Genomic DNA, 13,888 nt, shown 5'->3' on the forward strand with positions numbered 1-13,888 from the left:
GGCTTGTCAATAGCCGGAAGAACGGTCAAGAAATTCGAAACTGGGTATGGATGCGGGTGCAAGGTGACAGCAAGGCGCAAGACTGTTTCCGACGACAAGCCGCTGGCCGAAGGGCTGGCGCGGCAACTTGAACAGGAAATCATCGACGGTGTGATCAGGCCGGGCGACGAGCTGGACGAGCGCCGGCTTGCGGAGCGTTTCGGCGTATCGCGCACGCCGATCCGCGAAGCGCTGCGCAGGCTCGGCGTGGAGCGCCTGATCGAGCTTCGACCGCGCCGCAGCGCCATCGTGCGCTCCCTTACCGCGCAAAATCTGGCGCAGATGTTCGAGGTTCTTTCGGGGCTTGAGTCCTTTGCTGTCGAATGCGCGGCGCGGCGCATGAACCAGCAACAGATCGAGCAGCTACGCTCCATACATGAAGAAACAGCAGCTATCGTCGATGCCGGCGACCGCAACGGCTTTGACCGGTTGAACTTCCAGTTCCACCAGGCAATCTATCGCGGTGCGGGCAATCCTTATCTGATGGAGCAGTTGGAGGGGCTTCGTACCAAGCTCGCCCCCTATCGTCGCTGGCTTCTGCGTCGTCTCGACCGCATGAGACAGTCGCATAACGAACATGCGATGATCCTGGAAGCCATTGAGGCTGGCGAGGGCGCGCGCGCGGCCACAGAAATGCGCCGCCACATCTGCGATCCCGACCGGCTGGTTGACTTCATGATGATGGAACAGACCGAGCGCTAGCGCTTTGGGACAGCGGCAAAAGCAAAAGTTCCTGCTCGATGTCCAGGCGGACAGCTATCGGTCGCCCCGGCTTTTCAATCGGAATGTCGGGACATGCATTTCATCGTTGATGCAGGCGGATGCTTCGGCTATGAAAGCGGCGCGCTGATGCTTCGTATCCAGCGCAGATCGGCCAGCACCCGTAGCTCAGCTGGATAGAGCGCTGCCCTCCGAAGGCAGAGGTCACAGGTTCGAATCCTGTCGGGTGCGCCAATCTTTTCAGGTCCATTCTTGTCACATGGTTTACATTTGATACCGGAGAGATGGTTTACACTTTCTCCGGAGCGAATGGGTTTGATGCCGGTTCGACACGATCCTCCTTATTGTCGAAGAAACCCAGATCATAGTCGAGGAATGAGACGAGCCAAATTCCATCATCGACTTCGCGCAGTCCCAGGATTTGGCCTGCGAAGACCTGGCTGAGGTTGATTTTTCGTTTTCCGATGCAGATTCTACCGCATCGTGTGACACGCACGGTGCGGTCATGAAGCGGGTAGTCCGGTTCGTCGGGCGGCCGATAGGCGCGGGGTGACGGTGTATAGAGTTCGCCCGGATAGGCACCGCCCAGCCCCTGATGGGGCCTTTCATTGTTGTAAACCTCGATGAAGCGATCGAAGCGCTCCTGCTGCTGCAGGAAGTTGAAGGCGGCCGGCTTTGCGGCTTCCTTCTTGAGGGTGAGATGCATGCGCTCGTGGCGCCCGTTCTCTTGCGGATGACCGGGTTTGATGCGTTCGATTGTGATACCCAGACGCAGCCACCACACAGACAGCCTGCTCAATCCGAACAGCGCATGCGGGCTGGCGAAGGGTGTGCCGTTATCGGTACGGATTGCGCCTGGCACTCCGAAATCCCAGAAAACCCGCTCGAAAACGGAGAAGGCGAAGTCCGACTTCGTCGAGGTCAAGCCTTCGCAGGCCAGCAGATAGCGCGAATGATAATCGGTGATGGTCAGGGGGTAACAATATTGCCGGTTGCCGAGCCTGAACTCTCCCTTGTAGTCGGCGCACCAAAGGCCGTTCGCCTGAACTGCGCTGCGGAGAGCAGTCCCCCGGGCCTTGTAACGGCGCCGTCTGCGGCGCGTGACCAGGCCGTGCCGGTCGAGCACCGCATGCACCGTGCTGATGGCGGGGGGCTTGATCATCGGATATTGCCGGATCAGCTTGTCGCGGATCTTTGGCGCCCCCCAGGATGAATGTTCGCGCTTCAGACCCAGGATGCAGCGCTCGATCTGGACGGGAAGCCTGTTGGCCTGGCGATAGGGTCGCCGTGAGCGGTCGTTCAACCCGTCAAGGCCACACTCCTTGTAGCGCTCGAAAATCCTGTAGCCGGTGACCCGTGATATGCCGAACTCCCGGCAAAGAGGCGCCATCTGCTCTCCTTCAAGCAGACGAGCGATGAATCTGAGACGTTCGTCCATTGGCTTACACTCTTTCCAGGGCATTCGGGTTCCCCCAAATGCGAGATGTGTAAACCATGTGTCCGGTATGAAGTGTCACCTATCTCTCGATAAGCTCATCATAGACTTAGGCTGTTTCAGCGTTCCGATAGAATGAGCGGCGTTGCACCGGGCTGGAAGACCGGGCTGAGACATTCTGCGGTTCTGGCCGTTCAGAACCTGCCGCTCTTCTTCGAGCCAAAACCACACTCAGAGCGGCGAACAGTGGGATAGATCCTGAAAATCCGCCTCCAACTCTGTAGGACCAGAGCTGCCTAGCCTCCCCTTCCCCAAGGATCTGCAGCGCCTTTGAAGACAAGCCAATGTAACGTCCCCAGGAATGCAGTCCATTAGAGCATTTTGCAGTCAGGTGGAATTACCTGACGTGCGCAACAATGCGGAAAAACTGATAGATAGAACGGAGCAGCGTTTCCGTGAAACGGTGAAGCGATCTGGAATGCTGAGCCTTTCATCCAAATAACTGTTGTCCCGCTTCACCCGCAGAGGGTTGATCGTTCGGGAAATCCGATCGCGAAGGCCTGCTGAGCTTCATGATTGCGCGATTGGTCAAACGCGGATGGTGAGAAGCCTTGCAGCCAGCCTGTGCTGCTCTCAAAGCGAAGCGCCGTGGCATTCAGCTCTCCCCACCAGGCCAGACCCGTTCCCAGGCCCGGAAGGTACCCCGTTTGCGTTCACTCGGACCTTCTGTTGCCAATCGTGCCGATCGCGCTGAAGGAATAGCCAATCCCGTATACAGACTTTATTGGCGCGTCAGTGTTGGTATGAGTGGATATTTTCCGTCGTAAACGGCTGGCAACGGCGTCGAGATGGCGGTTTTCGAAGGTGGTTTGCCGCCGGGACAAGACGCGGGCCAGCTCTTCCCTGGAGCACGGTTTGCCCGCGTTCCCCATCAAGGCTTCAACGAAAGTCTTTTCGGTCGCGGTTAACTTGATTGCCTGTCCGTCCGGAGCCTGCAAGACCCAGCCCACCGCATCGAGAACCCATTCTTGCGATGCCTCCCTGGAAGTCCGCTCCTGCGGCAGCCGCCGCAACAGGCTGTGGACCGCCGCCGCGATCTCCCGCAGTGCCGTATGCTTGACCAGATAGATATCGGCGCCACTTTCAAAGCCACGCACACGGCTCTCGGTATCCCCATGCGCCGTCAGCATGATGATCCCGCAGTTCAGCTTTGAGCGGATGTCCTTTGCCAGGCAATAGCCGTCGCCATCGGGAAGCGCAATGTCGAGAATGACAAGATCGGGCAAGCTGCCCCCTCGCAATGCGTCCGCAAGCTCGCCCGCGGTGCCGATACCGGTCGCGTCGAAACCCTGAAGGCATAAATAGTCTACCAGATCACCGCGCAGCGAATCGTCATCTTCGACCACAAGAATTCGGTTCATGCCCTTTCTGTCTCCCCCACGGCAGTTTCGTTTTCAGGTGTATTAGGTTCCAGACCGGGGATCGGCAGGCGTATGGTCGCGATGGTTCCTCCCCCACGGCGCGGCCGCAGATCCAACGCCCCCCGATGATATCCGATCAATTTTCTGCACGTGTAAAGACCCAGGCCGCTGCCGGCCGTTCTTCGGGTGTTTGAGGCCCTGAAAAACCGCCGCCCCACATGGCTGAGCTCTCCATCCGGTATGCCTATCCCGCGATCTGCCACCTCCACGACAAGAAGATTGTTCCGTCTGGAAAACGCCACTTCAACCGGCCTGTCGGACCGTGAATATTTTAGTGCATTGTCAATCAGATTGACGATGACGGTCCGCAACATCTCCACATCACCCCAGTAATCAGGGACATCGACGAGTGGTCTCATCTGCAGCCTTTGATTCTGACCGATATGCCCAAAGTACTGCTGGATTTCCCGTGTCAGCTGTAATGGGTTGAGCTTCTCGACTTTGAGCGTGCTTCCCACCTGCTGCTCGGTAGACAGAAAGCGGTCAATGAGCTGGGTCATGCGAGAAACGGACGCATCGATGCCAGTCAAACGCTTTGCAACCGCGTCCGGTGGCTTCTGGATCATGACGCCGAGCATCTCTGTGGCGTAGCGTATGGCAGCCAGAGGCGTGCGAAACTCATGGCTCACCATATGCATGAACTGGCGCTGTTCTTCACGGGCGGCCTTTTCCTCATCAAGACTGGCAGAGAGCTCACTTTCCAGGCGTCGCCGTTCAGTCACTTCCTCCGCAAGCGCCGCGTTCCTGTCGCGCAGGTCGATGGACAGCCGCATCCCGACCATGAAGAGCATGCAGATGAACAGCCCCACCATGAACAGATGCCCCTGAAAGAAGTACCAGCTGTTGATGTTGCTCACGATCGGCGCGCTGGCAACCAGATGCGGGGACCAGAATGCAAGCGCACTCTGGAGCAAACTGGCACCGATATACTCCGCCAGAAGCGCAATCGTGATCCAGCGCAGGAATGCGGGCTGTCCCCTATCGACATAGAGGATCCGAATCATCATCCCCATCATGGCAAGGGTAAATGCCGTGGAGGCATGAATACGCAAAGACAGGTCGTGCGGAGCCAGCGCCATGGCGAGACACCAGAGCGCCGTATGCACCGCAAGAATGACCAGCCCGACCCTGAGACACCCCGGATGGCCGAGGAACCTCGCCATACCGTCTGCCAGTAAAACCAATCCGAGCTTGATAGTCATGTTGTCGACGAAAAGATGCAGCGGATGGGGATCAGGCCCACGCAGCATCAGGAGAAACAAGCCCAACGCAATGGCGCTGAAACCAGCGGCGATAAGCTTCAGTTCGTAAAGATAACGCCAGGACCGCCATACCAGAAGCCATGCAAAGGCCTGCAAGGCAGTCGTGCAGACTTCGAGCAGCAATAGCGTCTTCAAATCCAGCATGCAGACGTGTTGGCCCATTTTGCCGGCTATCGCAAGATTCTTTCAGAACAACACCGCCCTTAAGGAAGTTTTTTGTGGGGGTTTTATTAACGGAATCGCCCGCCGCAAGAATTGGTCAGAATTGGTCAGAATTGGTAGCTGGAATCACTGGCAGGACTCTTCGTATCTGATGTGATCATGCCCGAAAATCGATGTTCTTCATCAGGGCCCACCAGCAGGGTGAGCAAGGTCTCGGGCGGTCAGGTGTTGCGTGGGGGAAATGCCGTTGTCGAGAGATCCGTTTTTCAAAGGGGCGTTCAGGAAGATTTTCGGAACGTGTAGCGACACGCTCCCCAGAGTGGCTCGCGGCGTTGCGGCCGCCGCTCTGACAGGCGCGGCACTCATGTCCGGCATCCAACATGCCAACGCCAATTGGACCAACCCGTCAGTGTCGCTCTCTTTCAACGGGCAGGATGGAAAATGTATTGCAGGGCCCTACGCCAATGCCACGACCACAGAAATTGTCGTCGACTGGACGGCCTACAATACCGATGCCACACCTGGCAGATACCTCCAGCTTATTGTGTGGGATGAGGCCTCCAGTAATACCCGCTCCACCGTTCCAGCCTATGGGAATGCGCCTACTGGACAGTTGCCCACGCAGCGCGACATCGTCGAGGTCCTTGATCAATTTCTCATTACAGGAACCAGCAATGTCTATCTGGGACTGCGGGATAACTGGGATGACGGGTCCGTCTGGTCTGACGCGCGCAGCCCAGTCAATGCAGCTGATCGGGTCGGTCCAGCCAGCGGAACCCGCGGCTATACCTTCATCGACATGGCGAGCGATCCTGATTGCGTAGCCAAGCCCGAGATCGAGATCACCGGCAATGCACAACCGATTACGGATGGCACAACGTCCACCGACACGGCAAACTGGACCCATTTTGGCTCAACCATTTCCGCAAGCTCTTATCCGATCAACCGGGTTTTCGGCATCCGGAATGTCGGCACGGGCACCTTGACCGTATCCAGCGCCAGCCTCTCCGGGGCAAATGCCTCGCAATTCACCATCACATCCCCTCCTCCATCATCGATCGCGCCTGGCGGTTCGGGCACCTTCACCGTTCGCTTCTCTCCGGTGGGAGCACCGGGTTCGAGAGTTGCCACAATGACGCTTCGAAACAATGATGCAGATGAAGACCCCTTCACTTTCACCATTTCCGGAGACACGACCAACACAGCGCCTACCGCCAATGCGGGCTCCAATCAGACGGTAAACTCCGGTGCGGCAGTCGCACTGAATGGCGCGGCATCTTCTACCAATGATAGCGGGCAGACATTGTCCTATTCGTGGAGCAGGGTCAGCGGTCCTGCTGTGACCCTGTCAGGGGCATCCACCGCCACTCCGTCTTTCACCGCTCCGACGCTCTCTCCGGGAGCGTCGAATGCGACGCTGGTATTCCAGCTTACCGTCAATGATGGGTCGCAAACGGCCACCGATACCGTGACCGTTACCGTTGCACCGCCTCCCAACACCCCGCCAACCGCGAATGCAGGGTCTGACCAGACGGTCACCTCCGGGGGTGCGGTTTCGCTCAACGGATCCGCCTCGTCAGCAAATGATGGCGGCCAGACCCTGACCTACGCATGGAACCAGACCAGCGGACCTGCAGTCGCCCTGTCGGGGGCCTCGACGGCGACACCGTCCTTCACCTCTCCAACACTTGCGCCAGGTGCAGCGAATGCGATCCTGATCTTCCAGCTGACGGTCAATGATGGCATGGAAGCGGCATCGGATACTGTGACCATTACCGTTACACCGCCTCCCAACACCCCACCGACCGCGAATGCCGGGCCTGACCAGACAGTCACCTCCGCGGATGGGGTTTCGCTCAATGGTTCGGCATCGTCCGCCAATGATGGCGGCCAGACCCTGACTTACGCATGGAGCCAGACGAGCGGGCCGGCAGTGACGCTGACGAACGCGACAACCGCTACCCCGTCGTTCACCGCGCCGGCACTCACCCCCGGGGCGCCGGACGCCGTGCTCGTCTTTGAACTTGAGGTGAATGACGGCATGGAGACGGCGACAGATTCCGTTTCCATCACTGTCGAAGCTCCGCCAAACACGCCGCCGACGGCGGACGCAGGCTCGGATCAGACCGTTGCCTCCGGTGCGCCAGTCTCGCTGGACGGGACCGGCTCATCAGCCAATGACAGCGGTCAAACACTTACCTACTCCTGGACGCAGACCAGCGGTCAATCGGTGACTTTGAGCGGTGGCTCGACAGCCACGCCTTCCTTCACCGCCCCGACGCTCGCTATCGGCGCTGCGAATGAAGTTCTGACCTTCGACCTCACCGTGAATGACGGCGTGGCAGGAGCTACGGATTCAATCACCGTCACGGTGACGGCTCCCGGCAACACAACGCCAACGGCAGATGCCGGCACGGATCAGGCCGTAGCCTCCGGTGCGTCGGTCTCACTGGACGGAACGGGTTCCTCCGACCCGGACAGTGGGCAAAGCCTGACCTACGCCTGGACCCAGACGAGTGGCCCGACTGTCACCCTGACAGGCGCATCGACTGCCACCCCGTCCTTCACGGCCCCCACGCTGGCGATTGGCGATGCCGACGAGGTTCTCGTCTTTCAGCTTACCGTTGATGACAGCATCGCGAATGCGTCGGATTCAGTGTCCGTGACGGTTCGTGCCCCCGGCAATACTCCTGCCACTGCAGATGCAGGGGCGAGCCAGACGGTTGGCTCCAGCAATCCGGTTACACTCGACGGCTCAGGATCCTCAGCCAATGATAGCGGGCAGACACTGACCTATTCCTGGACTCAGACCAGCGGCCCATCGGTGACCTTGACCGGGGCCAGCACAGCCACGCCGACGTTCACGGCCCCAACGCTGACGATCGGTGATGCCAACGCGGTTCTCGTTTTCGAGCTTTTGGTCGATGACGGTTTTTCATTGGACACTGATTACGTGACCATCACCGTGACCGCACCACCCAACACCCCCGCCACGGCCGATGCCGGTAGCGACCAGACAGTTGCTTCTGGCGCGTCTGTCTCACTGGACGGATCGGGTTCCTCCGCCAATGATGGCGGGCAGGCATTGACCTATTCCTGGACCCAGACCAGCGGTCAATCGGTGACGTTGACGGGGGCGACAACTGCATCACCATCCTTCCTGGCTCCGAACCTTGCCATTGGCGCTGCTGATGAAGTTCTGGTGTTTGATCTCACTGTGAATGACGGTTTTTCGGGAGCAGTTGATTCGGTTACGATCACGGTTTCGGCACCCGGCAACACACCGCCGACCGCGAATGCCGGTTCTGACGAGACAGTTGCTTCCGGGGCGTCCGTTATACTGGACGGCACATCGTCTTCTGCGAATGACGTGGGGCAGCCGCTGACCTACAGCTGGGTACAGACCAGCGGCCCGCCGGTCGCGCTGACAGACGCGACGAGTGTTTCGCCATCCTTCACGGCCCCCGCCCTTTCCATTGGCGATGCGGACGAAGTTCTGGTCTTCGAACTTGAAGTTGACGATGGCTTCGCGACCGCGACAGACAGTGTGGGAATTACCGTTACTGCGCCGGGCAATACGCCTCCGACGGCTGATGCAGGCGCTGACCAGGCGGTTGTCTCGGCAGCGTCCGTCACACTGGACGGATCAGGGTCCTCATCCAATGATGCGGGACAACCTCTCAGCTATGCATGGACACAGACGGGTGGGCCCGCGGTAACGCTTACCGGCGCGGCCAGCGTCTCCCCCACATTCAACGCTCCAACGCTCGCTACCGGTGCCCCCGATGTCGTTCTGACCTTCGATCTGGAGGTGAATGACGGCTTTGCTTCGGCAACGGATCAGGTCGAGATAACCGTTGCTGCAAATGGCGATACAACGCGCCCCAGCGTTTCCGTGACCGGACCGGACACGCAAGTCGTGGCGGGCGAGAGTGTCGTCGTGGAAATCCTCTTCTCCGAGCCGGTTTTCGGGTTTTCCAGTGCAGACATCGCGGTGTTGAACGGGCACGTCCGTTCGCTGAGCGGAGCAGCCACCCTGTATCACGCAACCATAGTCGCTTCGGGACAAGGGGATCTGTCGGTGTCGGTGCCGTCGGGCGTTGCAAGCGATGCCGCCGGGAACACAAACCTGGCTTCGGGAACGGTTGTGGTTTCTAATGCCACTGTGCGGGAAACGCAGCAGCAGATGGCGCGTTTCATGCAGGCGCGCGCCACACAACTGATCAGCGGTCAGCCGGACCTCATCGCGCTTTATCGCGGGAATGGCAGTGGCTCTCTTAGTGCTCAGGCGACATCCGAAGACGGAAACCTCACCTTCGCCACGCGACCAACAGATCCTATTTGGGCTGAATTGTCGGCGTCCTGGTCGAAGAATTCAGGTACCACGAACCGGTATGTGCATCTGAGCACCGGGACCCATTTCGAGCTGACGCCACATCTTGCGGCCGGCGCTATGGTTCAGGTCGATCATCTGGCGCATGAAAACGAGGATACTTCCATTTCCGGCACGGGCTGGCTGGCCGGTCCCTATCTGGTTGGCCGATTGCCCGGGCATCCGCTCTATTTCAGTGCGCAGGCATTGCTCGGCCAGAGCCGGAACAGTCACGCACCTTTCGGGACCTATACGGATACCGTCAGAACGCAGCGTGGACTCTTCCGCGTCACGGTGGCAGGCGACATATCGCTCGGTCTGATCACCTTGACACCCAGCCTTGACGCCGTTCATCTTTTTGACCGGCAGCGCTCCTATACGGACAGTCTGGGCAACGTCATTCCCGACCAGTCGATCACCATGAACTCGCTCGAATTGAGCCTTGACGCCTCGATGCCGATCGACGTTCCCTTCGGCGCGTTGACATTGCGGGGTGGCGTACCCCTCACATTTGCCAGCACATCGGGCAGCGGGGAAGCAGCATCGGTAACCTCCGCAACGGATGGCGCACGACTGGGCTTCAGGATCGGCGTTGATTATCTGTTCGAGAATGGCGGGAAACTGGCGCTCGACTTCGACTATGACGGTCTGGGCTCGGGAGACTACGAAAAATACGGTGCCGGTCTGAAGTACAGAATCGCCTTTTGACGCTGGCTTGAAAGCTCGATCACTGCTTCATTCGCAATCGCGTGCACTGGCGGCAACAACGGGTGTCTGGGATTTCTCGCCAGATGCGCGTTCTTCGCACCGGGTGCCATGTCCGGATCACTACCTACGCAGGGCTGAAGGGCACTCGCTAGAGCGTTTTGCAATCAGGTGGAAACACCTGACGTCAGCACAAATGCGGAAAAACTGATAGGTAGTGCCGAACAGCGTTTCCGTGAAACGGTGAACCGCTCTAATCGCCGGATCGGATTTATCGCCACCTCAGAACCGGACGTTCAATGTGACGGTGCCTGAGTGATCATCCACTCCGGAACCAAACAGCCCGCCATACGAAAAGTCCAGCGTGGCGGCGCTGCCAAGCGTCATCTCCAGGCCGGCATCCAGAACCAGCACGTCGCGCGCCAGTGGCACTCCGGCTATCGGAACGCCCTCCCCGCCGGCGGCGAACGAGACCTGAGAGGTCGGCGTCTCACCGAAGGCGTGTCGCCAGGCGACCGCTCCGCTTAGGGAAGCATTCATGCCGCCCCATCTGCCGCCCCATCCAATGTCAGTTTCAGCGCGCAGACCAAGCGTCGTCAAGGTGGCCGTGTCCGAACCAGCTGTCACGCTCAAAGCGGCAGAGCCTCCCCTCTCGGAGAAACCATCGGTGGAGTGTCGCACATGAGCAAGGTTGGCGAAGGGTTCCAGCCGGGCGCCACCAGCGTCAACGTGATAGGCTGCTTCACCCCAGGCTTGCAGCGTCCGTGCATTGTAGCTGGCCGACACCTGATCCGAGAAGCCGGTGAACGCCACCGCGCGGCTGGTTTCCAGCCTGTGCCAGCCATGAGAAACGCCCCCTTGCAGACTGAACCCGCCCCAGTGTCCGCCACCATAAATGCCAAGTGTATAGCCGTCAGCGGTGCTGGATGACGAGCGCATGTCAACTCCGTAGCGAGAACGGGAAACGCCACCGAAGACACCAAGCAGATAAGCGTCCAGGAACGCTGCATCACCCCCCACCAACAAACCGCCAATGCTGCGGTCCAGCGTGGCGGCATTCCCGTCGCCATCCCATTGTCCCCAGGCGCCGAAGCCACGCGCCCACAGACCCGGGCTTTCAAACATCGAATAGTCTGCTTCGGCAGCCGCACCGGCATTTCCATCGGCACCAATCCCTCCCAGCGTGTCCCGAAGCCGGTTCATCGCCCCTTCTCGCGGGAAACGGCTGTCTTCCAGAAGCGCTGTTTTCATGGAGCTGTGGATCTCGCCTGTGAGATCGTCGAATGCTGCCCGGGCATCGTCCTCACTGCCGGAATTACCGAGCAACGCATCGTAGAGGGCATTGCCCCGGCCCAGAGCCTCGAGAGGTCCTGCTACAGCCAGCTGATTGGGTGTGCTGGCGATATCGGAGAAAAACACAGCCTGCTCTGAATGCAGATAGACATTGGTTGCGTCGTACTCGAGCGTGAAATCAAGAAACACATAGTCATCGGTTGGGCGGGACGTATCGAATGAACCGCTCAAGCTGCCAGCCGAGATTATGGTGTAGGTTCCGGGCGTATAGGTCGACCCGTCATCGATCCCGTTCTCCGGTGTGACATGCACCATACCTCCATTGATCGTGACCGAGCCGGCGGCGTCCAAATGGTCGTTGTGCGTACCGGCAGTGAAACCGCCGTCCGCAAGCTCGACCTCATAGACCGAACCTGGATCGAAGAGGACACTGGCCGCACTCAAGGTCCCGATCGAGTTGCCCGGCGCTAGCCGTCCGCCCGATGCCGTTATAGCGAGCCCCGTCAATGTCCCTGTCCCGCCGACGATGCCTCCATTGAGAGAAACCACGTTGCCGCCAAGGCTCCCATTGACCAAAAGCGCGCCTCCGGAGACCTGCGAAACGCCGGTAAAGCCCGAAGAATCTCCCGTCAACACGGTTTCTCCTGCAAGCTGGTAGAGCCGGCCTTCACCGATCATGTCGACTGCAAATTCGTGGGCGCTCCCAGTGTGATTGAAGAACAGTTTCGCATCCTCGTGGTCACCGAACCACAATTCCGGGGCATCAAGATTACCGGGTGCAACTGCAGCCTCCCCGGCGGCAGCGCCTATATTGAGAGTTCCCTCAGAGGTCGCGTTGAAGCCCAGATAGGCTCTGTTGGCGACGGTCACCGTTCCGTCTGCCGCGATTGTCAGCGTGCCGGCGCCCTCTTCCGCGACGAAAAGGTGGTCGCCAGCCAAACCGGCATCCGGACCGCTGACCAGAACCGCCCCCTCGCCCATGGGCGCATAGCCAAGCGTGATGGTTGAGGTGGCCGAGACTTTTCCGCCGGTGATGGCAAGTGCGCCTCTGCCTTCATCCCCAACGATCAATTCGCCATCGGCATTCAGCTCCGAATCCGGGCCAGAAACACTCACTGTTCCGACCGTGTCCTGTCGCGCGCCAACCTTGACATCGGTGGTGCTCACCTCGCCGCCATCGGCGATGGTCAGCAGGCCGGTGCCCCCATCGGAATTGCCCAGATAAACGCCGAGATCTGTCGTGAGCTGCGAGCCGGCACCGGTGACAAGCGTGGTGCCATCACCCAGATCGCCGATAAACAGATAATCGGAAGACGAGAGCGTGCCTCCTGACGACAGGGTGAGTGTACCGCTGGCACCGACATCTGCCCCCAGAGTGATCTCGCCCGCGTCTGTCCAGCCTGCATTGTCGATTATCAGGGTGCCCAGCCCCAAACTATCGTGAGACCCGAGATACAGATTGCTATGGTTTCCAAGAACCGCCGCACCGTCTGAGAGAGTGATCTGGCCGATACCGCCCGTGCCGACATAGGTGTCTGCACCCAAAGTCCAGTTCGAGCTGGCTCCCGAGACAGTCAAAGTTCCCGATCCACCCCCTTCACCAATCGTGACAAATCCGTTGGAGAGAAATGTCGCACCATTCTGGATATTGAGCGCACCGGATTCAATGCGCCCCACTCTCGTATCGTCGGTCACCGTCAACGTGGCATTATCGAAAGTGGCGAAGCTGCCCCCGCCGCCGGCCGAATAGCCTATCAGGAGATCAGCGCCGGCAAAGACAGAGGCGCCGGTACTGGCTTCAAGAGTGCCTAGGCCGGAAAAGCCGACAATCATGTTGGCACTGTTGGCGTTCAGTTGGGCTGTAGGACCGATCAGGCTGACCGTACCCTGCGTGTCGTTGCCCTGCGCGATCAGAATGGCGGCGGCCTCTACCGTCGCATCCGTTATGTTGAGTGTGCCCACCCCTTGCGAACCCACATAAAGCGTCGAGCTGTTCAGCCATTGCGAGGTGGCGCCCGTGATGACGGTTTTGCCGTTCCCCGTCGGCGTTGCGCCGAGTATCCCCAGCGTGTTGCTGACAACACCTCCGTCGGAGATGATCAGGGTTCCGAGACCGAGATTTCCCACGGTCAGTGTATCGCCGATGTTCCATGTGTTTGGCTGGGTTCCCCCGCCCGTTCCGAAAACAGTTTCCGTGGCTCCTCCGTCGATAACCGCCTGCGCCAGTGCCGACACGGGTAGCGTGGTCGACGTCATCAGCGCCATGAACGAAGCTTGTACAGTTCGGCGAACCTGTCTGCGCTCTCTCAACTCACCGTGGTTGGACATTTCCTGCACGTCGCATTCCCCTTGAAAAAACCTCGCGCTGCCCGAAACAGTTTTGAAATCAACTGTCGCGAGTCTGACGTTTTTACGCGTG

Annotated in this window: 6 protein-coding genes and 1 tRNA gene; 3 read left to right on the forward strand and 4 right to left on the reverse strand. The window is 59.2% G+C overall.

The features are described from left to right. The first annotated feature begins 63 nt into the window (after positions 1-63). Both P2W41_RS12115 and P2W41_RS12120 read left to right on the forward strand, forming a co-directional pair. On the forward strand, positions 64-741 hold the full coding sequence (locus P2W41_RS12115) for a GntR family transcriptional regulator (RefSeq protein ID WP_292894735.1): 678 nt from the start codon (positions 64-66) through the stop codon (positions 739-741). 175 nt (positions 742-916) lie between these two features. Then, a tRNA-Arg gene (locus P2W41_RS12120) sits at positions 917-993 on the forward strand. A gap of 55 nt (positions 994-1,048) precedes the next feature. On the opposite strand, the gene P2W41_RS12125 is transcribed toward P2W41_RS12120, so the two are convergent. The 3 genes from P2W41_RS12125 to P2W41_RS12135 form a co-directional block, all read right to left on the reverse strand. Beyond that, positions 1,049-2,221: an IS481 family transposase gene (locus P2W41_RS12125; RefSeq protein ID WP_404933262.1), complete on the reverse strand. Its 1,173-nt coding sequence runs from the start codon at positions 2,219-2,221 to the stop codon at positions 1,049-1,051. A 686-nt stretch (positions 2,222-2,907) separates the two neighbouring features. After that, positions 2,908-3,600 carry a response regulator transcription factor gene (locus tag P2W41_RS12130; protein WP_292894482.1) on the reverse strand — a complete coding sequence of 231 codons (693 nt, stop codon included), beginning with the start codon at positions 3,598-3,600 and terminating at the stop codon, positions 2,908-2,910. Between the two features lie 11 nt (positions 3,601-3,611). Continuing rightward, positions 3,612-5,081 (reverse strand): sensor histidine kinase, encoded by a 1,470-nt coding sequence (locus tag P2W41_RS12135; RefSeq protein ID WP_404933263.1) that lies wholly within the window; start codon positions 5,079-5,081, stop codon positions 3,612-3,614. A gap of 382 nt (positions 5,082-5,463) precedes the next feature. On the opposite strand from P2W41_RS12135, the gene P2W41_RS12140 reads away from it, so the two are divergent. Then, complete coding sequence (locus P2W41_RS12140) at positions 5,464-10,179, forward strand: PKD domain-containing protein (RefSeq protein WP_404933264.1); 4,716 nt, start codon at positions 5,464-5,466, stop codon at positions 10,177-10,179. A 279-nt stretch (positions 10,180-10,458) separates the two neighbouring features. Here the strand turns inward: P2W41_RS12140 and P2W41_RS12145 are convergent, their stop codons facing one another. Then, positions 10,459-13,734: an autotransporter domain-containing protein gene (locus tag P2W41_RS12145; RefSeq protein WP_404933265.1), complete on the reverse strand. Its 3,276-nt coding sequence runs from the start codon at positions 13,732-13,734 to the stop codon at positions 10,459-10,461. Between the last annotated feature and the right edge of the window lie 154 nt (positions 13,735-13,888).

This window comes from Nitratireductor sp. L15S-10, from assembly GCF_045011005.1.
Lineage (GTDB): Bacteria > Pseudomonadota > Alphaproteobacteria > Rhizobiales > Rhizobiaceae > Nitratireductor.